This is a genomic window from Pseudomonas sp. L5B5 (genome assembly GCF_020520285.1).
In the GTDB taxonomy this organism is placed as follows: Bacteria; Pseudomonadota; Gammaproteobacteria; order Pseudomonadales; family Pseudomonadaceae; genus Aquipseudomonas.
The window spans coordinates 5,843,428-5,863,025 of the sequence record NZ_CP084742.1 but is presented as its reverse complement, the minus strand read 5'-3'; the positions used below and the strand labels follow the sequence as shown (position 1 = coordinate 5,863,025).

23 protein-coding genes and 2 pseudogenes are annotated in these 19,598 nt (G+C 61.9%); 11 read left to right on the top strand and 14 right to left on the bottom strand.

Features of this window, described 5'->3' with window-relative positions:
• Positions 1–59: 59 nt before the first annotated feature.
• Positions 60–494 carry a YybH family protein gene (locus LGQ10_RS26980; RefSeq protein ID WP_226523723.1) on the bottom strand — a complete coding sequence of 145 codons (435 nt, stop codon included), beginning with the start codon at positions 492–494 and terminating at the stop codon, positions 60–62.
• Between the two features lie 238 nt (positions 495–732).
• Positions 733–1,230 (bottom strand): GNAT family N-acetyltransferase, encoded by a 498-nt coding sequence (locus LGQ10_RS26975; protein ID WP_226523722.1) that lies wholly within the window; start codon positions 1,228–1,230, stop codon positions 733–735.
• Between the two features lie 206 nt (positions 1,231–1,436).
• On the opposite strand from LGQ10_RS26975, the gene LGQ10_RS26970 reads away from it, so the two are divergent.
• The gene (locus tag LGQ10_RS26970; protein ID WP_226523721.1) at positions 1,437–1,589 is read left to right on the top strand and encodes a hypothetical protein; all 153 of its coding nucleotides are present in this window, start codon (positions 1,437–1,439) and stop codon (positions 1,587–1,589) included.
• A gap of 60 nt (positions 1,590–1,649) precedes the next feature.
• On the opposite strand, the gene LGQ10_RS26965 is transcribed toward LGQ10_RS26970, so the two are convergent.
• Both LGQ10_RS26965 and LGQ10_RS26960 read right to left on the bottom strand, forming a co-directional pair.
• Positions 1,650–2,138 (bottom strand): GyrI-like domain-containing protein, encoded by a 489-nt coding sequence (locus LGQ10_RS26965; RefSeq protein ID WP_058433319.1) that lies wholly within the window; start codon positions 2,136–2,138, stop codon positions 1,650–1,652.
• A gap of 68 nt (positions 2,139–2,206) precedes the next feature.
• Complete coding sequence (locus LGQ10_RS26960) at positions 2,207–2,869, bottom strand: LysE family translocator (protein WP_226526207.1); 663 nt, start codon at positions 2,867–2,869, stop codon at positions 2,207–2,209.
• Positions 2,870–3,149: 280 nt separating this feature from the next.
• On the opposite strand from LGQ10_RS26960, the gene alaC reads away from it, so the two are divergent.
• Entirely contained in the window at positions 3,150–4,364 is a 1,215-nt protein-coding gene (gene alaC, locus LGQ10_RS26955) for an alanine transaminase (protein ID WP_058433321.1), read from the top strand.
• A 176-nt stretch (positions 4,365–4,540) separates the two neighbouring features.
• Here alaC and LGQ10_RS26950 read toward each other — a convergent pair whose 3' ends face one another.
• A complete protein-coding gene (locus LGQ10_RS26950; RefSeq protein ID WP_058433322.1) occupies positions 4,541–5,893 on the bottom strand; it encodes a GntP family permease in 1,353 nt (450 codons plus the stop codon).
• An 84-nt stretch (positions 5,894–5,977) separates the two neighbouring features.
• Entirely contained in the window at positions 5,978–6,511 is a 534-nt protein-coding gene (locus LGQ10_RS26945; RefSeq protein ID WP_226523720.1) for a gluconokinase, read from the bottom strand.
• 216 nt (positions 6,512–6,727) lie between these two features.
• Here LGQ10_RS26945 and LGQ10_RS26940 point away from each other — a divergent pair, with 216 nt between their 5' ends.
• Entirely contained in the window at positions 6,728–7,759 is a 1,032-nt protein-coding gene (locus LGQ10_RS26940; RefSeq protein ID WP_058433324.1) for a LacI family DNA-binding transcriptional regulator, read from the top strand.
• 6 nt (positions 7,760–7,765) lie between these two features.
• Here the strand turns inward: LGQ10_RS26940 and LGQ10_RS26935 are convergent, their stop codons facing one another.
• Positions 7,766–8,386 (bottom strand): LysE family transporter, encoded by a 621-nt coding sequence (locus LGQ10_RS26935; protein ID WP_226523719.1) that lies wholly within the window; start codon positions 8,384–8,386, stop codon positions 7,766–7,768.
• 66 nt (positions 8,387–8,452) lie between these two features.
• Between LGQ10_RS26935 and LGQ10_RS26930 the strand changes: the two genes are divergently transcribed.
• Complete coding sequence (locus LGQ10_RS26930) at positions 8,453–9,382, top strand: LysR family transcriptional regulator (protein ID WP_226523718.1); 930 nt, start codon at positions 8,453–8,455, stop codon at positions 9,380–9,382.
• On the opposite strand, the gene LGQ10_RS26925 is transcribed toward LGQ10_RS26930, so the two are convergent.
• The gene (locus LGQ10_RS26925) at positions 9,359–10,297 is read right to left on the bottom strand and encodes a LysR family transcriptional regulator (RefSeq protein WP_058436496.1); all 939 of its coding nucleotides are present in this window, start codon (positions 10,295–10,297) and stop codon (positions 9,359–9,361) included. The genes LGQ10_RS26930 and LGQ10_RS26925 overlap by 24 nt on opposite strands.
• 120 nt (positions 10,298–10,417) lie before the next feature.
• On the opposite strand from LGQ10_RS26925, the gene LGQ10_RS26920 reads away from it, so the two are divergent.
• The 4 genes from LGQ10_RS26920 (at position 10,418) to LGQ10_RS26905 (ending at position 13,065) form a co-directional block, all read left to right on the top strand.
• Positions 10,418–10,849, top strand: a complete 432-nt coding sequence (locus LGQ10_RS26920) for a PACE efflux transporter (RefSeq protein ID WP_058436495.1) — start codon at positions 10,418–10,420, stop codon at positions 10,847–10,849.
• A gap of 98 nt (positions 10,850–10,947) precedes the next feature.
• A complete protein-coding gene (locus tag LGQ10_RS26915) occupies positions 10,948–11,580 on the top strand; it encodes a glutathione S-transferase family protein (RefSeq protein WP_226523717.1) in 633 nt (210 codons plus the stop codon).
• Positions 11,581–11,626: 46 nt separating this feature from the next.
• Positions 11,627–12,370 carry an NAD-dependent epimerase/dehydratase family protein gene (locus tag LGQ10_RS26910; RefSeq protein WP_058436493.1) on the top strand — a complete coding sequence of 248 codons (744 nt, stop codon included), beginning with the start codon at positions 11,627–11,629 and terminating at the stop codon, positions 12,368–12,370.
• 179 nt (positions 12,371–12,549) lie between these two features.
• Positions 12,550–13,065 carry a hypothetical protein gene (locus tag LGQ10_RS26905; RefSeq protein WP_226523716.1) on the top strand — a complete coding sequence of 172 codons (516 nt, stop codon included), beginning with the start codon at positions 12,550–12,552 and terminating at the stop codon, positions 13,063–13,065.
• Between the two features lie 63 nt (positions 13,066–13,128).
• Here the strand turns inward: LGQ10_RS26905 and LGQ10_RS31690 are convergent.
• The 3 genes and pseudogenes from LGQ10_RS31690 to LGQ10_RS26890 all read right to left on the bottom strand — a co-directional run.
• A pseudogene (locus tag LGQ10_RS31690) lies at positions 13,129–13,548 on the bottom strand (methyl-accepting chemotaxis protein); the annotation flags it as partial.
• 126 nt (positions 13,549–13,674) lie between these two features.
• A pseudogene (locus tag LGQ10_RS31685) lies at positions 13,675–14,343 on the bottom strand (PAS domain-containing protein); the annotation flags it as partial.
• Positions 14,344–14,983: 640 nt separating this feature from the next.
• The gene (locus LGQ10_RS26890; RefSeq protein WP_226523715.1) at positions 14,984–15,844 is read right to left on the bottom strand and encodes a LysR family transcriptional regulator; all 861 of its coding nucleotides are present in this window, start codon (positions 15,842–15,844) and stop codon (positions 14,984–14,986) included.
• Between the two features lie 97 nt (positions 15,845–15,941).
• On the opposite strand from LGQ10_RS26890, the gene gstA reads away from it, so the two are divergent.
• Positions 15,942–16,544: a glutathione transferase GstA gene (gstA, locus tag LGQ10_RS26885; protein WP_058436439.1), complete on the top strand. Its 603-nt coding sequence runs from the start codon at positions 15,942–15,944 to the stop codon at positions 16,542–16,544.
• A 140-nt stretch (positions 16,545–16,684) separates the two neighbouring features.
• Positions 16,685–17,107, top strand: a complete 423-nt coding sequence (locus LGQ10_RS26880; RefSeq protein ID WP_226523714.1) for a GNAT family N-acetyltransferase — start codon at positions 16,685–16,687, stop codon at positions 17,105–17,107.
• A gap of 9 nt (positions 17,108–17,116) precedes the next feature.
• On the opposite strand, the gene def is transcribed toward LGQ10_RS26880, so the two are convergent.
• The 3 genes from def to LGQ10_RS26865 form a co-directional block, all read right to left on the bottom strand.
• A complete protein-coding gene (gene def / locus LGQ10_RS26875; protein ID WP_058436441.1) occupies positions 17,117–17,656 on the bottom strand; it encodes a peptide deformylase in 540 nt (179 codons plus the stop codon).
• 2 nt (positions 17,657–17,658) lie between these two features.
• Positions 17,659–18,603, bottom strand: a complete 945-nt coding sequence (locus tag LGQ10_RS26870) for a YihY/virulence factor BrkB family protein (RefSeq protein WP_058436442.1) — start codon at positions 18,601–18,603, stop codon at positions 17,659–17,661.
• 175 nt (positions 18,604–18,778) lie between these two features.
• The gene (locus LGQ10_RS26865; protein WP_058436443.1) at positions 18,779–18,970 is read right to left on the bottom strand and encodes a CsbD family protein; all 192 of its coding nucleotides are present in this window, start codon (positions 18,968–18,970) and stop codon (positions 18,779–18,781) included.
• Positions 18,971–19,180: 210 nt separating this feature from the next.
• Between LGQ10_RS26865 and LGQ10_RS26860 the strand changes: the two genes are divergently transcribed.
• Positions 19,181–19,558 (top strand): hypothetical protein, encoded by a 378-nt coding sequence (locus LGQ10_RS26860; protein ID WP_058436444.1) that lies wholly within the window; start codon positions 19,181–19,183, stop codon positions 19,556–19,558.
• The last annotated feature ends 40 nt before the right edge of the window (positions 19,559–19,598 follow it).

Genomic DNA, 19,598 nt, shown 5'->3' with positions numbered 1-19,598 from the left:
TCCGTGATCGGCCGATCAACTATGGTCGCTGTTTTCACCTTTGGCGAACCCGCCGCCTCTCAGGGTTCAAGGTCGAACAGAGCGGTGCCGGTGGCCATGTCGAAGGGGGCCGACCAGTGCTCGTGCACCACCTGCCATTGGCCGCCCAGGCATTGGTAGGCCGCACTCACCCGCATCCAGCAGGCCTTGCTCACCCCTTCGGCATCGGTACCGCCGCAATGGGCCAGCCAGTGGGCGAACGCCAGCTCATCGCTGGCCCTTACCTGCAACTGGTGGAACTCGAAGATACCCGGCCCGGGGCAGACCTCCATGCAGGCCTGCCAATGCGCCCGGTAGGCCGCCTTGCCTTTGAATTGCAAGGCGCCGACCGCATCGAAGGAAACGATGTCATCGGCGTAGAAGCTGACGATCTGCTCGATATCCCTGGCCATCACTGCTTGTTGCCAGTGCTCGATCAGGCTGCGTACGCGGGCTTCACTGGATGGGTTGGACATGGCGAAATTCCTCGGAACGTGAAATGGATGTCACCGAGCAAGCTGCTCGATTCATCCCTAGTCGCCTGGGATTTCACACAATCGACAATGCACGTGAAAAAAAGGCCGCGACATAGCGTAATGCCGATCAGTCAAGGAAATGGCAAACGCGAGGCTGGCCCGCGATGGACGTCAGAGCGCTGCGTTTACCCAGTCAATGCGCGCTACCGTTGACGAGCATCACGAGCACGCTTCGCTCCTACAGGGCTCGCACCATCTCGTGCCAGGCCATGCCGCCGTGATCCGATGCCGAGGCCTTGAGGTAGACGAAACCGAAGCGCGCGTAGAGCGGCACATGGCGCTCCTTGCACATCAGGTGGATACGCGCCTTGCCGGCTGCGGCCATCCGCGCGATGAACGCCTCCAGCAACTGTCGCGACAGGCCCAGGCCCTGGAAGTCCGGATGCACCACCACCGACATGATCACCACCTCGGAGCCTGCCGGATCGTGGCCGACCAGTTCCTTGAAGGCCTCATCGGCCATCTGCACCTCGAAGGTGGCGCCGGAATTGATGAAACCGGCCACCACGCCCTCGACTTCGGCGACGATGAAGCCCTCGGGCCAGGTGGCGATACGGGTGGCGATCTTGGCCAGGGTCGCCGCTTCGTCGCCTTCATAGGCCTGGGTCTCGATGGCGAAGCAGCGGTCCAGGTCGGCAGGCAGGACTGTGCGAATCAACGGGGTCGGAGCGGTCATGGAACGGCAGCCTGAAGTCAGTTGAGGGTGGCCGATTCTAGCAAGGACCCGGCGTTGTGTATGACCGGCATAGCGTTCGCTGGCCGCAGCGTAAAGCTTTCATATAAGCCCTGGCCAGGCTCGCGCAGAGGGACTATCTATCAGCTCCCCGACGCTTCGCGACCGGCTCCGGTCCGCTTCGCCGCGTCTTGCCAAGGACCTAGACCATGAGCTCTGCCCAGATCGGTTTTTTCATCTTGCTCGCCATCGCCCTCTTCGGCGGTATCACCTTCTACCTCGACTTCCTGCACGAACGCCGTCGCGACAAGCGGGCGCCCAGTGACACTGCCGCCCGCGCCCAGAGCCCCACCAGGCGGTAACCCGCCTGCAGTTCGATCAGCAGTGCCAGGGACGGACAACGCGTGGGCGCCCCACAAGCTTCAAGCCGTGCTGAGGGGCAGCCAGATTTCCAGGGCGCCCTGCCCGGTGTCGGCATTGAAATCAGCACTGTAGCGCTCGAAGCAAGGAGTATCGGCAGCCTGGTGGCCGGATTGCGGTAGCCACGTCTGCCAGATGTAGTCGAAGGTCCGGGGCAATTGCTGCAATGAACCAGTGTGCTCGAACACTGCGTACTGCTGCGGCTGCAGCTCGATCCAGCGATAGTGTTCGGGCAAGTCGTCGAGCTTGCTGATCTGCACCCCGGCGATGTACTCGAAGCCGCCTTGTCCATCAGGATTGCAGCACACGCCGTAGGTCACGTCGTCCACTTGCCCGGGCACCTTGCCGATATGGGGAATGAAACGTTGCCACAGCTGGCCGATCACCTGGGTATTGGCTGGAGTGAAATACTGGCTGAAGCCGGCGACCAGCAGGAAATGCCCTCTTTCGAAGCGTGGCTGCGGGCCTGCACCTTGTTCTTGCTCATCCATGAGTACCACTCCTGCCGCTAAAAAATGGGTTCGCAGGCAAGTATAGAAGCCTGTGGCCAGGGCCTGGATCAGAGCGCCGGAAGGTCGAGCGGCCGAGGCCCGACGATGAATTCGTGGTAACCCGATAGAATCACGTACACCGCGAAATAACAGAAGATCGCTGCAGATGCCAGGTAGGAATAGCGTAGCAGCTTGTCGCCCAGCAGCTTGCCGCCCTGGGTCGCAGCAAGGCACAAGCCCATTGTCCAGGTCAGCCCGGCGCAGAAGAAACCGGCCAGGAACAACGCGGAATCGGCGGTACTGCCGCCTCCGGATCGGGCGATCAGGGTGCCACCCACTGCGGCGAACCAGAGGATTGCGCTGGGCGAGGACATGGCCAGGAAGATCCCCCGCAGGAACTCCTTGCGCGGCGAGCCCGGGTCTACCTCGCCACTGGTGTCGAGCAGCGCATCGTGATGGATCGCGGCGTAGATCATCTTCGCCGCGAAGTACACCAACAGCGCCGAGCCGCCCAGCCACAGCACCCAGCGCACCGTCTCGTACTGCAGCAGCACGGTCATCCCGGCCAGTGCCAACAGCGCGTAGACCAGGTCGCCGACGCAGGTCCCCAGGCCCAGGCAAAAGCCCTGGAAGTAACCACGCTGCATGGCCAGGGTGATCATCGCGATATTGGCCACGCCGATATCCAGGCACAACGAAAGGCTGAGCAAGAAGCCGCTGGTAAATTCCATCATCCATCCCATGTACTGCTGTTGTTCGAAGGCTCGCCGGGGGCGCTTGAGTCCGGGAAAACCCGCCTGGCCCGCCCCTCTCGCGGCCAGAGCCAGCAAGAAGCGTGCACGTTATAGCGACAAAGCCCGGGCTCTCGCAAATGCCCGTGTGGCCTGCAAAATAATTTTTCGCCCCTCTGGACAAGTCGCCGCCGACGCCCTTATCGTCTGCCCCGCAGGCCACCGCAGTGGCCAACGTCGCTCGGACGGTTCCGGGCGCTTACGTACTCTCGAGGCAACAATGGCCGACCAAGGTTCGCCGCGCCGCTTTGCGCGCATCGATCGACTCCCCCCCTACGTTTTCAATATCACTGCCGAGCTGAAGATGGCTGCGCGTCGGCGCGGCGAAGACATCATCGACTTGAGCATGGGTAACCCCGACGGCGCGACTCCACCGCACATCGTCGAGAAGCTGGTGCAGGTTGCCCAGCGCGAAGACACCCACGGCTATTCCACCTCCAAGGGCATCCCACGGCTGCGCCGGGCGATTTCCCGCTGGTACCAGGAGCGTTACCAGGTCGATATCGACCCGGAAAGCGAAGCCATCGTCACCATCGGCTCCAAGGAAGGCCTGGCGCACCTGATGCTCGCGACCCTGGACCAGGGCGACACGGTGCTGGTCCCCAACCCCAGCTACCCGATCCACATCTATGGCGCGGTGATTGCCGGCGCCCAGGTGCGCTCGGTGCCGCTGGTGCCCGGCGTGGACTTCTTCGCCGAGCTGGAACAGGCCATTCGCGGTTCGATCCCCAAGCCGAAGATGATGATCCTCGGCTTCCCGTCCAACCCCACCGCCCAATGCGTGGAGCTGGACTTCTTCGAGCGGGTGATCGCCCTGGCCAAGCAGTACGACGTGCTGGTGATCCATGACCTGGCCTATGCCGACATCGTCTACGACGGCTGGAAGGCCCCGTCGATCATGCAGGTGCCTGGCGCCAAGGACATCGCTGTGGAGTTCTTCACGCTGTCCAAGAGCTACAACATGGCCGGCTGGCGCATCGGCTTCATGGTCGGCAACCCGGAGCTGGTCAGCGCCCTGGCGCGAATCAAGAGCTATCACGACTACGGCACTTTCACGCCACTGCAGGTGGCGGCAATCGCGGCCCTGGAAGGCGACCAGCAGTGTGTGCTGGACATCGCCGAGCAGTACCGGCAGCGGCGCAACGTGCTGGTCAAGGGGCTGCACGAGCTGGGCTGGATGGTGGAGAACCCCAAGGCCTCGATGTACGTCTGGGCCAAGATTCCCGAGGCCTACGCCCACCTGGGCTCGCTGGAGTTCGCCAAGAAACTGCTGGCCGAGGCCAAGGTCTGCGTCTCCCCGGGCGTGGGTTTCGGCGAGTATGGCGACGACCACGTGCGCTTTGCCCTGATCGAGAACCAGGACCGTATCCGCCAGGCCGTGCGCGGCATCCGCGGCATGTTCCGGGCCGATGGCCTGGTGACCAAGGGCGCCTGATCCGGCCGAAGTGGCGCGGATCCCGTAGGCGCGAAGCTTGCTCACGATGAACGATAACGCGGTGAGCCAGCCGGACCGCAGCATCTGTATCGCGGGCAAGCCTCGCTCCTACGGCCGAACAGGCACAAAAAAACCGCAGCGATGCGGTTTTTTTGTGGGCGGCGTAGCGCGGGAAGTCAGACCACCAGCGACAGCAGCAGGATGAAGATCAGCCCCACCACCGACAGGATGGTTTCCATCGCCGTCCAGGTCTTGAACGTCTCGGCCACGGTCATGTTGAAGTACTGCTTGACCAGCCAGAAGCCGGCATCGTTGACGTGGGACAGGATCAGCGACCCGGCACCGGTGGCCAGCACCAGCAACTCGCGATTGACCCCGGGAATCATCCCCACCACCGGCACCACGATGCCGGCACCGGTAATGGTCGCCACGGTGGCCGAACCGGTGGCGATCCGGATCACCGCCGCCACCAGCCAGGCCAGCAGGATCGGCGAGATCTGCGCGTTGACCGCCATGTGGCCGATCACATCACCCACGCCGCTGGTCACCAGCATCTGCTTGAAACCGCCACCGGCACCGATGATCAGGATGATCGCCGCCGTGGGCGCCAGGCTCGCATCCAGCAGCTTGAGCATGCGCTTGGAGTCGATGTTCTGCTTGTAGCCGAAGGTGTACAGCGACAGCAGCAGCGCCAGGAGCAAGGCAGTGATCGGGTGACCGATCATGTCCATCCAGATGCGGAAGAAGTGTCCGTCCGGCAGCGCCACGTCGGCGAAGGTCTTGAGCAGCATCAGGAACACCGGCAGCAGCACGGTCACCAGCGTCACGCCGAAGCTGGGCAACTCGCTGCTCTGGGGTTCACGGGCCAGCTGATCCACCAGCTCCTGGGACGGATTGCCAGGGATGTACTTGGCAATGAAGGTGCCGTAGATCGGCCCGGCGATGATCGCCGTGGGCAGCGCCACGATCAGGCCGTAGAGAATGGTCTTGCCGATATCGGCACCGAACACGCCGATGGCCAGCAACGGACCCGGGTGCGGCGGCACCAGGCCGTGCACCGCCGACAGGCCGGCCAGCAGCGGGATGCCGATCTTGATCAGCGAGACTCCGGTACGCCTTGCAACAATGAACACCAGCGGAATCAGCAGCACGAAGCCGATCTCGAAGAACAGCGGGATGCCCACCAGGAAGGCGGCGAACATCATCGCCCACTGCACCCGCTCCTTGCCGAACGAGCGGATCAGGGTCTGGGCGATCTGATCGGCACCGCCAGACTCGGCCATCATCTTGCCGAGCATGGTGCCCAGGGCCAGGATGATGCCGACGAAACCGAGCACGCCACCGAAACCGTCCTGGAACGCCTTGATGATCTTGTCCACGGGCATGCCCGAAGTCAGGCCGAGGAAACCGGCCGCGATGATCAGGGCGATGAAGGGATGCAGCTTGAAACGGGTGATCAACACGATCAGCCCGATGATGGTGACCACTGCATCAACCAGCAGATAGGTCTCTTGGGACATGCCAAACATGAGTGTGCCTCCGGTTTGTTGTTTTTATTAAAGCGTTAAAAACAAGGGCCGAGTGGGATAGCGCTACCTGTTTCGAGGCAACACTTAGCGTGAAGTTTCGAGGCCGTTTTCCAGCCACCATTGGTTGGCCAGTTCGGCCAGGTGCTGGACGCTCAGGACGCTGGCATCCAGCGCCAGGGTAAGCGGCTCTCCCACCGGGGATTCGAGGGTGGCGAACTGACTGTCGATCAGGGTCGAAGGCATGAAATGCCCTGGCCGGTGCGCCACGCGATCGGCGGCCACTTGCGGCGTCAGTTCGAGAAAGACAAAGCCCAGGCCCGGGGTGGCGGCGCGCAGGCGTTCGCGATACTTGCGCTTGAGTGCCGAACAGGTCAGCACGGGGCGCTGGCCGGCAGCCAGGGCACGACGCAGTTCCTCGCACAGGCTGTCGAGCCAGCCAGCACGATCGTCGTCGTCGAGGGGAATTCCGGCGCTCATCTTGGCGATGTTCGCGGCAGGATGGAACGTATCGCCTTCAATGGCCGTGGCACCGCTGCGCTGGCACAGGGCCTGGCTGACGCTGGATTTGCCACAGCCGGCAACGCCCATGATGACCAGGGCGGTAATAGGTTGACTCATATAAGACCTCAGCGCGCAGACAGCGCTACCTTCGCTAATTCTAGTTCTAGTACAAAAACAGTGTCTGCCGACGCCTTCTTGTCATTTTTGTGGGTTGCCGCGTATATAGTCCGCAAAACCAAAGAGCGAGGAGTCAGGCACACCCCGCTCACGCATTGCAGCTGTTTCAGGACAGCGCTACCTTAGTGACTTGAATTTTGTTTGGCAAGCCGTCTGATGACCACCCAGAAGAACGATAAAAATACCCGCACCACGGGCCGCCCTACCCTCAACGAAGTCGCGCGCCTGGCCGGCGTCAGCCCCATTACCGCATCCCGAGCCCTGCGCGGCGTCAGCAGCGTGGCCACCGAACTGGTGGAGCGGGTGCAGAAGGCGGCGCTGGAGCTCAACTACGTGGTCAACTCCGCAGCCCGCGCCCTGGCTTCGGCCCAGAGCCAGTCGGTGGTGGTGCTGGTGCCGTCGCTGTCGAACCTCTTGTTCATCGAAACCCTGGAGGCCATCCACCAGGTGCTGCGACCCAAGGGCTTCGAAGTGCTGATCGGCAACTATCACTATTCCCGCGACGAAGAAGAGAACCTGCTGCGCAACTACATGACCTACCAGCCGCGCGGCCTGTTGCTGACAGGTTTCGACCGAACCGAAAGTGCTCGGCGGATGATCGAGGCGAACAACATTCCATGCGTCTACATGATGGACCTGGACACCGCCTCCGGGATCAACTGCGTAGGCTTCTCGCAGTTGAGCGCCGGGGAAACCGCCGCCCGCCACCTGATCTCCCGTGGTCGCCGGCACCTGGCCTACATCGGCGCGCAGCTGGACCAGCGGACCCTGCTGCGCGGCGAAGGCTTTCGCCGAGCCCTGCAAGAAGCCGGGCTGTACAACCCCGACCTGGAACTGCTCACCCCACGCCCCTCCTCCGTGGGCCTGGGCGGCGAGATGTTCCTGCACCTGATGCAGAGCCAGCCCCAGGTGGACGCGATCTTCTTCGGCAACGACGACCTGGCCCAGGGTGCATTGCTGGAAGCCATGCGCTGCGGCATCAAGGTCCCCGAGCGAGTGGCAGTGCTGGGTTTCAACGACCTGCCATCCTCGGAGTACATGGTGCCGCGCCTGAGCAGCATCAGTACACCGCGCGAAGCCATCGGCCGCCGCGCCGCCGAACAGATGCTGACCCTGCTGGCCGGCAACAGCGTGGCCGAGCCGGTGGTCGACATGGGTTTTGAACTGCGGATTCGGGAAAGCACCTGAAAGGCCTCAGGGCCTGGCGCCCAGGACACCGAGCAACAGGCCAAAACCCACCAGCACGGCGCCGAACACCTGGTCGATCCGGCGCTTGTAGCCCAGCAGCCGGCCAGCAATGGCCGGCGCCGAGAAAAACAGCGCCACCACCACGAACCACACGACGTGGACCAGAACGATGATCGCGCCGTAGCCCAGTTGCACCGGCAAGGCGGTCCCCGGCTCGATCACCTGCATGAACAGGCTGAGGACAAAAATCATTGTCTTGGGGTTCAGCGCATTGGTCAGCAGGCCACTGCGCAAGGCCGCCGCACCTGACATCACCACCCGCCCAGCAAAGGCGTCCTGCCTACTGGGCACCGGGCTGCGCAGCAACTTGAACCCGAGGTAGATCAGGTACATCGCCCCGGCGATCTTCAGCGCGGTGAACCCCAGCGGCGACTGTTGCAGCAGCACGCCCACCCCCAACAGGCTGTAGCCAACATGCAGCATGACGCCCAGGCCGACCCCAAGCGCGGTGAGCACTCCGTGACGCCGCGAAAGCATCAGGCTGTTGCGGGTGACCAGGGCAAAGTCGGCCCCGGGGCTGAGTACCGCAAAGACGGTAATGGTGATGACAACTAACAGTTCAGTCACGTGGGCTACGCCTTGGCTATAGAATCAGGCGCTACTGTATGGGGACCTTCACGGAAACAGCCAACGATGAAAACTGACATCAACGGTGATAAAAACTCACAATCACTGCGCCGACGCCTACCGCCCCTGGGAGCGTTGCGCTGCTTCGAGGCCGCCGCGCGCCTGGAGAGTTTCACCCGCGCCGGAGACGCCCTGCACCTGACCCACGGCGCCATCAGCCGCGCTGTCCGCGCCCTGGAAGAAGACCTCGGCACGCCGCTGTTCGAACGCCGCAGCCAACGGGTATTTCTCACCCCCGCCGGCAGCGAACTGCTGCACAGCGTGAGCCAGGCGCTGGACCTGATCGAAGGCACTGCCAGCCGCCTGCGTGCTTGCGAGAACAAGGCGCCGCTGGTGCTGTCCTGTGAGCCGACCTTGCTGATGCGCTGGCTGATTCCGCGAATGCCGCAGTTCCACGCGGCACATCCGCAGGTGTCGATCCAGTTGCTGGCGGGCGGTGGGCCGTTTTCCTTCAGTTCCGGGATTGACCTGGCGATCCGCCGCAACGACTTCACCTGGAGCGACCAGACCCAGGCCCACTGGCTGTTCGACGAACGCATCGGCCCGGTCTGTCGCCCACAGCAGCAACCGGACTGGGCACCCCGGGAACAGGACCGACCGCACCTGGCTCGGCACGCCCCGCGCCTGCACAGCGCCACCCGGCCAACGGCCTGGCAGCAGTGGCTGCAATTGCAGCAACTGCCTGACGCCCCGGCACCACAGGAACAGGTCTTCGAGCATTTCTATTTCAGCCTGCAAGCGGCCGTGGCGGGGCTGGGACTGGCGATCGCACCCTGGCAACTGGTGCGCGACGACCTGGCCAGCGGATTGCTGTGTGCGCCCTTCGACTTCATCGATGACGGCAGCGCCTATTACCTGCTGTCGCCACAACCCATCGAGGAGGACTCGGCGTCGGGGCAGTTGCTGCGCTGGCTACAGGAACAGGCCCGGACTTGAACCCTGCGGCGCAGGCAGGTCATCCAGGGCCGGGTCCTGGCCGCTGAGCAATTGCACCAGGGCCAAGGCGCCCTTCTGCAGGGGCTGGTTCTTCAGCCACACCGCATGCACCGGCAGTGTCAGGCCGTTGTCGATGTTCTTGAAGCGCAAGCGCTGCAAACGCCCCGTTGCGAACAGCGGGCGCAGCACCGATAGCGGGAAATTGCCCCAGCCGATACCTGCCTCCACCATGTGCAGGGCCATGGCCAGACTGTCGGTACGCCAGCGGGACTCACCCACCAGGGGTCGGGTATCGCTGATGGGCAGGTCGCGGCTGGCGACCACTACTTGGCGGACCTGGATCAGGTCCTCCAGGTACAGGCTGCCATCGCTGGCCTGAAACAGCGGGTGCCGAGCCGAGATACAGGCAGTCATCTGTTCGCTGCCCACGTACTGGAAATACTCCAGAGCATTGACACTCAACCCGGCGAACGCCATCGCGACACTCACCCGTCCACTGTGCAGCAGCTGCAGCGCGTCGTCCTGGGGTGCACTGAGCACCTCTATCTCCAGCAGCGGATGACGCTCGGCAATCAGCTTGATGGCCGCCAGCAGCCGTTGCTTGTCGATATCGTCCACCACCGCCACCGACAATTTGCTCTCCAGCCCCAGGGAGAGCTCGACGGCGTGCACCTGCAACTGTCGCAACTGATCGGCGATCAATCGCGCATGGGGCGCCAGGGACAGGGCCAGTTGCGTAGGTACCGGCTCGCGATGGCTGCGATCGAACAGGGCATAACCCAGCTCGGCCTCGAGGTTGGCGATGCCCATGCTCACTGCTGAAGGCACCTTGCCCAGCGCCCGGGCCGCGGCGGAAAAGGAGCCACGCTCGAGCACGGCAAGAAACAACTGGATGCTGTCACTGGAAAAATTCATGCAAGCAACCTATCAGATTTACTGAAAGCTTCCGACTTTTTCTGTCACTCCTACTGAACGTATCTTTTACGCCCTTCGCCAGCCCAATGCTGGCCGCCCCTTCAACATCAAGGAATCCCCATGCAAGGCGTGAAGCGCAAACTGGTCTACGTCTCCCTGTTCGAAGTATTCGGCATGACCTTCTCGGCCCTGGGCCTGGCCCTGTTGTCCGGCACCTCGCCCAGCAGTACCGGGCCGCTGGCAGTGATCATCACCAGCATCGCCGTGACCTGGAACTTCATCTACACCAGCCTGTTCGAGCGCTGGGAAAGCCGCCAGGCCTCACGCACCCGCACCGTCAAGCGGCGCATCGCCCATGCCGTGGGGTTCCAGTTGACCCTGATCGTGTTCCTGATCCCGCTGATCGCCTGGTGGATGGACATCAGCCTGGTGCAAGCCTTCCTGCTGGACCTGGCGCTGATCCTGTTCATCCCCTGCTATACCTTTGCCTTCAACTGGCTGTTCGACCGGGTCTTCGGCCTGCCGGCCTCGGCGCTGCCCGACCCGGCCTGAATACCGCGAGCACCACGACAGGCACATTGCCCATCGCGGCAACGATGCGACACTGTTAGATTCCCTGGACCTGCCTATGCCAAGAACAAGGAAGCGTCATGGGAACCCCCTGCAGAATTCTCGGTAAAGCCTCGTCCATCAACGTCAGGAAAGTCTTGTGGACCTGCGAAGAACTCGGCTTGCCCTACCAACAGGAAGACTGGGGCAGCGGCTTTCGCTCGACCCACACCCCTGAATTCATGGCACTGAACCCCAATGCCCAGGTGCCGGTGCTGATCGACGAGGCCGGCGCCCTGTGGGAATCCAACAGCATCTGCCGCTACCTGGCCAACCTGCATCCTGGCAGTGGCCTGCTACCCATCGCCCCACGTGCCCGGGCCCTGGTGGAGCAGTGGATGGACTGGCAAGCCACGGAACTCAACCCGTCCTGGAGCTACGCCTTCATGGGCCTGGTGCGCCAGCATCCCGACTGCCAGGACAGCCGGCGCCTGGGCGCCAGCCTGCTGGCCTGGAATGCCAAGATGGCAATCCTCGAGCAGCAACTGGCGCGCACCCAGGCGTACGTCGTCGGCGCTGACTTCAGCCTGGCCGATATCGTCCTCGGGCTTTCAGTCAACCGCTGGCGCATGACCCCCATGGAGCACCCGGATTTTCCGGCCGTGGCGGCCTACTACGAACGCTTGAGCCAACGCCCGGGCTTTCTCCTCCACGGACGCAACGGCACGCCTTGATCCTGCCACGCCCCCAGACACCCCCCCCGAAAATCGAAGGTACGACATGGATAGACTCAACGTGCTGCTGACCGGCGCCTGCGGCCGGATCGGCAAGGTATTTTTCCAGGGTTCCCTGGAACGCTATCGCTTCACTCTCACCGACCGGCTGGAACCGAGTTTCGAGGTTCCCGCGCCGCACCGCTTCGTGCGCCTGGATCTCAACGACCCACAGGCCCTCGAGGAGCTCCTGGCCGGCATCGACGTCATCGTGCACCTGGCCGGCATTCCCGATGCCAATGCCGGTTTCGACGAACTGCTGCCCAACAACATCCTTGCGACCACCCGCCTGTTCGAAGCGGCGGCGAACGCAGGCTGCCAACGCCTGGTTTTCGCCAGCAGTGCCCAGACCATCGAGGGTTACCCGGTGGACCGGCAGGTCACCTCGACCATGCCGGTGATGCCGGCCAACCTGTATGGCGTCAGCAAATGCTATGGCGAAGCGCTGTGCGCCTTCTACGCCGCCCGAAAAGGCCTGTCCTGTATCGCCCTGCGCATCGGTGCCTTCGAGTTTCCCGAGCGCCATGAACTGACCACCACCCGCGACCTGAGCGCCTGGCTCAGCCCACGGGACGCCGTGCAACTGTTGCAACGGGCGGTGCAAACCCCGGGGGTCCAGCACTTCATCGGTCATGGCATTTCCAACAATCGCTTCAAGCGCCTGGACCTCAGCGAAACGACACGGGTACTGGGCTATGAACCTCTGGACGATGCCTTCCAGGAAGACTTCGGCATTGCAATCACCTACTGAGCCGGCCTGAAACCTCCCAACCCCTGCGGACTGCAATTGCCAGAAAGCGGCAATAGCTCTCCGCTTTCAGCCGACCAGACACTGACGCTCCCGCCAAGCCGTTGATTAAACAGGTAAAAAAATATCGGCATGGAACTTGCTAAACCATCAGCCTAGTTCCCTTACACAGGTTCCCGATCATGTTGGTCAACGCTCAGAACTCCGTTTCGGTGCAGCCCACCTCGCGCACCGATATGGACCCGACCACTGCAGCCGCCAGCGCGCTGTACAGTGGCATGCTGCAACAGGCCCAGAACTCCGTGACCGTTCCGGCCAGCCAGTCCAACCAGCAGCAGGTCAACGGCGTGGACGACAACGTCAACGCTGCTTTCGCCAAGACCCGCGTCCTGCTGCAGCAAGCCACGCCACCCGCTACCAGCACGCCACAGGCCAACAGCCCGACCCAGAGCGACGCTCTGTCCGAATTCAAGGACTACATGAGCAAAAGCCCCGAACAGCGCCTGCGCGACAGCATCCTCAAGGAAATGGGGCTGACCGAGGAAGACCTGAAGAACATGCCGGCCGAGCGCCTCGTGGCGATCAACCAGGAAATCGCCCAGCGCATGCAGGACAGGTTGAAACTGGCCAAGGCCGACCCGCAACTGGCCCGGGACAGCGTGAAGCCGATCGAAGACAAGTTCCTCGCTTCACTGTAAGGCCGGCAATGCAAGACCATGAAGGAGGGTTCCCATCGGGAACCCTTTTTTGTGCCTGGCCGATTACTGCAACTGCAGGGAGGAATTGAACTGGCTGATGGCATCCACCACATGCCGTGAACCTTGCTGGATCTCCAGGATCACCTCCCCTGCCTCATTCGCCAGCTCGACGCCAAGCCCCGTGCGACTCAGGCTCGACTGCATGCTGCTGACCGCGCTCTTGGACAGGTCGTGGTTCTTGCGCACGACCTCGACGATCTCCACCGTCGCCTGGCTGGTACGAGCCGCCAGGCTGCGCACTTCGTCCGCCACCACGGCAAAACCTCGTCCATGCTCGCCGGCCCGGGCGGCCTCGATGGCAGCGTTGAGCGCCAGCAGGTTGGTCTGGTCTGCAATCCCGCGGATGGTCTGGACGATGGTGCCGATGATCTCCGACTGCTTGCTCACCGCATCGATGCTGAGCGCTGCCTCGTTGAGGTCGTGGGAAATCTGCTGGATGATCTCCACGGTCTGCTGCACGACCTCCGAGCCCTTCTGCGCACAGGCATCGTTCTGCACCGAAGTGCTGTGGGCCGACTCGGCGGCAGACTGCAAGGTGGTCATCTGCTGGGTGATGTCACTGGCGAACTTGACCACCTTGTACAAGCGGCCCTTGGCATCGAACAACGGGTTGTAGGAGGCTTCGAGGAATACGGTCTCGCCGTACTTGTTCTCCCGTTCGAACCGGTGGGAGTGATACTCGCCGCGATTGAGCGAGGCCCAGAACTGCTTGTACTCGGCAGACTCGGCCTCGGCCCGGTGGCAGAACATGCTGTGGTGCTGGCCCATGATCTCGTTGAGCGAGTACTGCATGGTCTTGAGGAAATTGTCATTGGCCATGACGATCCTGCCGTCCGGGCTGAACTCGATGATCGCCATGGAGCGCCCGATGGCGTTCAGCAGGCTCTGGTTCTCATGCTCCAGGTGGATACGGTCGGAAATGTCCGCGGCCACCTTGATCACGCTCCTGACCTGGCGATTGGCATCGAGCACCGGCATGTAGCTGGCCTCCAGCCAGATCTCCTCGCCCCGCTTGTTCAAGCGCACGAACGTGCCACTGATGGGCTCGCCACGGGCCAGGTCGCGCCACAACTTGCTGTAGTCCTCGCTGCGATAGAACTCTTCCTCGCAGAAGATCCGGTGATGCTTGCCACGTATCTCGTCGACGGAATACCCCATGACCTGACAGAAATTCTCGTTGGCATCGAGGACGATCCCGTCCGGGGAAAACTCGATCATCGCCATGGAACGACTGATGGCCGCCAACTTGCCATTGGCCTCGCTCAAGGCGCAATTGAAACGCTCGATTTCCAGCAGGTCAGCCTTGTGATGTAGGTTAAACATGGTTGTATCACCTTCAACGCGGTCTTTTGATTGACGGAAGTTCCGAGTCTTTCAACTGATCCACCACAACGTTCATAAAACAGGGCAAGCGTTCCCGGCATAAGTGCAGGGAAGTGTCAGGTGATAAATGATGTTTAATCGGAGAGTCCATGTTGCAACGCTCTTATCAAGCCATCCTTTTCTTGATGACCCATGCCGGGTCGGACCTAACAGGGAAATCAGACTCCATCTAGTTGAACGTTCCTGATCCGGCGGTGCCTCTGGATGCGCACTCTTGCGGCTATTGTCGACGCCGACGCAATGCTTCAGAGAAGAGCGCCGCAAACATCACTTACAAGGACACCCATATCGCGAAGCAGATATTCGAAGGCCAACGAATACGAATTTTCACGCTTGAGCATAGACAGCCGATGACTCTATGCAAGGCCACTAGTCAGGCTTTATTCACAACTTTCGAAGAGCTGCAATTGACTGGCACCATGTAACAAACAAGACATGAATATTGCCTGCTTACTGCTGTTTGCCTGCCGCTGCGTCAGCACTCCTCGAGGGTATCCAGGAAAGCCCGGACCAGCGCACCGGGTTCACCGCCCTTGGTCGGCACCAGGGCAAACACCCGCTCCACCGGGGTACTCAACGGCAGCACGCGCAGCCCCTGGCGCTGCTCGGGCAAGGTGCTGCGCGGCACAAGGGTCACGCCCAACCGTTCACGCACCAGGCTGAAGGCGCTGTTCCACTCCCGCACCTCGATCCGTACATCCGTCATGGGGATCCCCGCCTCGGCCGCCAGGCTGCGCGCATTCACCGAGCAGCCCCCTGTTGCCAGGACAAAGGGCTGCACGAGAAGGCTCGCCAGATCGATACTGGATTCGCGCCAGGCGTGCCCCTCGGGCAGCACGGCCACCCACGAATCACGGCCCAGCAACCATGAACGGCGTCCAGGTTCCGGGTTGAGCACCACACCCAGATCCACCAGTTGCGCATCGAGCAGGGCGTCCACCTCATCGTCGCTGACTTCCAGTTGCACCACCTCGATGCCCGGATACAGCTGGTTGAAACGCCGCAGCAAGGGTGGCATGAAGGTCGCCAGGACCACCGGAAACCCCGCCAGGCGCAAGCTGCCCTGGGGTATCCCGCGGGCGCTGTCCACTTGTCGGCGGATCTGTGCCAGGGCGCCGAGCATCACTCGCGCCTGCTCCAGCACCTGCAGGCCAATCGCCGTGGGCAACGCCCGGCGGTGATCGCGAATGAACAATTGCACACCCAGCATGTCTTCCATCTGTGCCAGTGCCTGGCTGGCACCGGACTGAGTCATGCCCACCTGTTCAGCGGCACGAGTGATGGTGCCGCGCTCGGCAATTGCCACCAACAGGCGCCAGTGCATCAAATTCATCATGACAGTAGCTATCCTTATGGCGTATTTCTGAAAGAGTAATTTTACCCATGCTGCCGGTGTACTCCACACTGGCCTCAACCTTCAAAGGGAATTGCCCATGAAACTCTACTACGCTCCCCAAGCTTGCTCGCTGGCCTCGCACATCATCCTGCGGGAACTGCAAGTGCCGTTCGAACTGGTCCGCGTCGATGTTCACACCAAGCGCACCGCAGACGGCCAGGACTTCTACAGCATCACCCCCAAGGGCTACGTGGTGGCCTTGCAGCTGGACAACGGCGAAGTGCTGACCGAAGGCCCGGCGGTCCTGCAGTACCTCGCCGACCTCAAGCCCGAAGCCGGTCTCGGCGCACCCAACGGCACCTGGCAGCGAGTGCGCCTGCAGGAAAGCCTGAACTACGTCACCACCGAAGTGCACGGCATCCTGAACTGGCTGTTCAATCCCGACTTCGACGATAAGGCTAGAGAAATATTCCGGCAGAAACTGGCCAAACGCCTGGTTATCCTGGACAAGCAGCTGGAACGCCAGGATTACCTGCAAGGTGCGCAGTTCGGGGTAGCCGACGCCTACCTGTTCACCGTGCTGCGCTGGACCGCGCTGTTCGACATCGACCTGGCAACCTGGCCGGCACTGGTGAAGTTCCAGGCGCGAGTGGAACAGCGCCCGGCAGTGCGCGCCGCACTGGAAGTCGAACTGGCCTGAACCGGCTCTTGACGATCCGCCGGTAGTCATACGACACCGGCCCCGACCCTGCATCCATCACCGGCGGCGTGTACCGAGGCCTGTGATGGGCGCAGGGTTTGCTTATAATCCGCGCTTCCCGCCAGCCACCCGCCCAACCCATGCCCCACTACCGCATCAGCCAGCTTGCCGACGACTCTCGCCCCCTGCTGAACAAATTCTATCGCCAGCACCGATCGCCGATGCGCGCCAGTGGCGATGGCCTGTTGTGGGTCGTGCGCGATAGCGAGATCGTGGCGGGAATGAGCCTGACACCGGTGGCCCGGGGGTATTGGCTAACGGGTTTGTACGTTGCCCCGAAGCTGCGCGGCCAGGGCCTGGCCAGACGACTGCTGGAAGACGCCCGGCACGAGCTCGAGGGACCGGTCTGGCTGTTCTGCCATCCGGAGCTTGTTCCCTTGTACCGGCACCTGGGGTTTGCCGCCGACCCGCCACTACCGCAACCCCTGGTCGAGCGGCTGGCTCGCTATCAGCGCAGCAAGCCCCTGTTAGCCATGGGCCGCGAGGAGCGGACTCTCGCCTGAACCACGGAGTTATTCGTCGGCATTGGGATCGAGATCGGGGAACAGCACCTCGGTGAAACCGAACTTGCGAAAATCGCTGATGCGCGACGGATACAGGCGACCGATCAAGTGGTCGCATTCATGCTGGACCACCCGGGCGTGGAACCCCGAGGCCACGCGAACAACCGGCTCACCCTTGGGGTCGAAGCCTTCGTAGCGGATATGGCGATGGCGCTCCACCACACCGCGCAAGCCCGGCACCGAAAGACAACCCTCCCAGCCCTCTTCCAGCTCAGGGCTCAATGGGGTGATCAGCGGGTTGATGAGGATGGTCTGGGGCACGGCCTCGGCGTCCGGATAACGCTCGCTGTGCTCGAAACCGAAGATCACCAGTTGCAGGTCGACGCCGATCTGTGGCGCCGCAAGCCCCACTCCCCCCACGCTTTCCATGGTCTGGAACATATCGTCGATCAGCTCCCACAACGCCGGGCTATCGAACATCTCGGGCGGTACCGCAGGCGCGACGCGCAGCAGGCGTTCGTCACCCATCTTGAGAATTTCACGGATCATGATCAGGCTTCGTCAGTGCTCGGCTGGAGCGAGTGATCCCGGCCCAGTCCCGAAAGGTGTTTTTTGTCGCCAGGCCCGTCAAAGTCCTTTTCACCAGGGTCCTTGCCTTCGGCCGACATGTGTTCGATCACCGCGTTCATTTCCGCCCCCAGCAACAGCACTGCGGCAGAGATGTAGAAGTACAGCAGCAGCACGATGATCGCACCGATACTGCCATACATCGCATTGTAGTTAGCGAAGGTTTTCACGTAGTAGGCAAACCCCAAGGAGGCAACGATCCAAACCACTACCGCCAGCACCGAGCCGGGGGTGATGAAGCGAAACTTCTGCTTCACATCGGGCATCACGTAGTACATCAGGGCCACGGCCACCATCATCAACAGCACGATCACCGGCCAACGCAGGATGGTCCACAAGGTGACGATGAAATCCTCCAGGCCCACCTGCCCTGCCAGCCAGGCCATCACCTGTGGGCCCAGCACCATCAACGCCGCCGCAGCCAGCAGCATGCCGGCGATGCCCACGGTGTAGAAAATCGACAGCGGGAAACGCTTCCAGATCGGACGCCCTTCCACCACGTCGTAGGCGGCATTCATGGCGCTCATCATCAGCCGCACGCCTGCCGAAGCAGTCCACAGGGCGATGACGATACCCACGGACAACAAGCCGCCCTTGGATTGCTGCAACTGGTCGATCACCGGGTTCACCTGCTCCAGGGCCTCGTGGGGCAGCACCAGCTCGGCCTGCATGCGCAGCCAGGAGAAAAAATCCGGCAGGTGCAGGAAACCGATCAGGGCGATGAGAAACAGGATGAAAGGGAACAGCGAGAACAGCATCTGGTAGGCCAGGGCTGACGCGTAGGTGGACATTTCGTCCTCTACGAACTCGTTGACCGTGCGGATCAATACACGGTGCAAGGGCAAACCTTTGAGGTCCGGAAAAATCATAGCGTCTCCTTTCGCCGCAAAAAGGTTGAAGTCGCTGGCGACTCAGGGGGCGTTTTCTACAACAAATTAGCCTAGTTGGCGAACCACAACCACGGTGGCTGCCGATCATGGCTATCGCAGACATGAAAACGGCCATCCGAGGATGGCCGCCTGGACAACTCTCGAGCCAGCCGCATCAGGCCTTGTCGATTGTCTTCTTCACCGCATCCTTGGCATTGCCAAGCGCTTGCTGGGCTTCGCCTTTCTTTTCCTGCACCTTGCCCTCGGTCTGCAGCTTGGTGTTGTCGGTGGCCTTGCCAACACCTTGTTTGATGTTACCGACGGCTTCGTTGACCAGACCTTTTGCCTTATCAGCTGTGCTACCCATGGTATTTCTCCGTGAGACGATGATGGCTCGAATAAAAAGCAAATGCGTTGCTACCCTGGGTTGACCTGCGGCCGTTGCGCAGAGTTTCAATTATTTTGCCCTGGCCTTTGATCGTCGATCTGCGGTTGCGCTTTATGTTTGCCGGACAACCCGGGAGAATGCCCGGCTGTTCAGGCCGAGCCCTGAAGATCCCATTTGCGTAGGAAGTTTATGAAACTCGATAAAAAGCAGGCCATCGCCCGTAGAAACCAGGAATTGGGCGGTGCGGTGCTGGACGTCAATAACTGCCAATTCGCGGAGCTCAACCGCAACCGCAATATCTGGTGGTTCGACATCCTGATCGCCCGCCTGGCTGTCGGGCAGCACGAATGGGTGCACCTGTTGCTGCACACTCCGAGCACCGACCGGTTGATCCACCTGAAGGTGCCGACCGCGTTCCTGCGCAAGCGGCGCGAGGCCTTGGTGGTACGCAACGAAGGCAAGCGCAAGAGCACCCTGAGCCTGGAGCTGAGTGCCGACAAGGATTCCTTCCTCAAGGACGTGCGCCCCGCAGGCACTGGATTGGGTTTCGCCCAGTTCCAGCAGTAACCGGCCGGTATCCCCGCTGCCACAAAAAAACCCCGCACTG

Excerpts from the sequence above, each read along its gene's own strand:
- LGQ10_RS26880 (WP_226523714.1), top strand. The coding sequence starts at position 16,685 with ATGCCCCACTACCGCATCAGCCAGCTTGCCGACGACTCTCGCCCCCTG.
- LGQ10_RS26925 (WP_058436496.1), bottom strand. The coding sequence starts at position 10,297 with ATGAATTTTTCCAGTGACAGCATCCAGTTGTTTCTTGCCGTGCTCGAG.
- LGQ10_RS26930 (WP_226523718.1), top strand. The coding sequence starts at position 8,453 with ATGAAAACTGACATCAACGGTGATAAAAACTCACAATCACTGCGCCGA.
- gstA (WP_058436439.1), top strand. The coding sequence starts at position 15,942 with ATGAAACTCTACTACGCTCCCCAAGCTTGCTCGCTGGCCTCGCACATC.
- LGQ10_RS26980 (WP_226523723.1), bottom strand. The coding sequence starts at position 494 with ATGTCCAACCCATCCAGTGAAGCCCGCGTACGCAGCCTGATCGAGCAC.
- LGQ10_RS26905 (WP_226523716.1), top strand. The coding sequence starts at position 12,550 with ATGTTGGTCAACGCTCAGAACTCCGTTTCGGTGCAGCCCACCTCGCGC.
- alaC (WP_058433321.1), top strand. The coding sequence starts at position 3,150 with ATGGCCGACCAAGGTTCGCCGCGCCGCTTTGCGCGCATCGATCGACTC.
- LGQ10_RS26960 (WP_226526207.1), bottom strand. The coding sequence starts at position 2,869 with ATGGAATTTACCAGCGGCTTCTTGCTCAGCCTTTCGTTGTGCCTGGAT.
- LGQ10_RS26975 (WP_226523722.1), bottom strand. The coding sequence starts at position 1,230 with ATGACCGCTCCGACCCCGTTGATTCGCACAGTCCTGCCTGCCGACCTG.
- LGQ10_RS26915 (WP_226523717.1), top strand. The coding sequence starts at position 10,948 with ATGGGAACCCCCTGCAGAATTCTCGGTAAAGCCTCGTCCATCAACGTC.
- LGQ10_RS26865 (WP_058436443.1), bottom strand. The coding sequence starts at position 18,970 with ATGGGTAGCACAGCTGATAAGGCAAAAGGTCTGGTCAACGAAGCCGTC.
- LGQ10_RS26945 (WP_226523720.1), bottom strand. The coding sequence starts at position 6,511 with ATGAGTCAACCTATTACCGCCCTGGTCATCATGGGCGTTGCCGGCTGT.
- LGQ10_RS26890 (WP_226523715.1), bottom strand. The coding sequence starts at position 15,844 with ATGATGAATTTGATGCACTGGCGCCTGTTGGTGGCAATTGCCGAGCGC.
- LGQ10_RS26970 (WP_226523721.1), top strand. The coding sequence starts at position 1,437 with ATGAGCTCTGCCCAGATCGGTTTTTTCATCTTGCTCGCCATCGCCCTC.
- def (WP_058436441.1), bottom strand. The coding sequence starts at position 17,656 with ATGATCCGTGAAATTCTCAAGATGGGTGACGAACGCCTGCTGCGCGTC.
- LGQ10_RS26920 (WP_058436495.1), top strand. The coding sequence starts at position 10,418 with ATGCAAGGCGTGAAGCGCAAACTGGTCTACGTCTCCCTGTTCGAAGTA.
- LGQ10_RS26910 (WP_058436493.1), top strand. The coding sequence starts at position 11,627 with ATGGATAGACTCAACGTGCTGCTGACCGGCGCCTGCGGCCGGATCGGC.
- LGQ10_RS26860 (WP_058436444.1), top strand. The coding sequence starts at position 19,181 with ATGAAACTCGATAAAAAGCAGGCCATCGCCCGTAGAAACCAGGAATTG.
- LGQ10_RS26940 (WP_058433324.1), top strand. The coding sequence starts at position 6,728 with ATGACCACCCAGAAGAACGATAAAAATACCCGCACCACGGGCCGCCCT.
- LGQ10_RS26870 (WP_058436442.1), bottom strand. The coding sequence starts at position 18,603 with ATGATTTTTCCGGACCTCAAAGGTTTGCCCTTGCACCGTGTATTGATC.
- LGQ10_RS26965 (WP_058433319.1), bottom strand. The coding sequence starts at position 2,138 with ATGGATGAGCAAGAACAAGGTGCAGGCCCGCAGCCACGCTTCGAAAGA.
- LGQ10_RS26950 (WP_058433322.1), bottom strand. The coding sequence starts at position 5,893 with ATGTTTGGCATGTCCCAAGAGACCTATCTGCTGGTTGATGCAGTGGTC.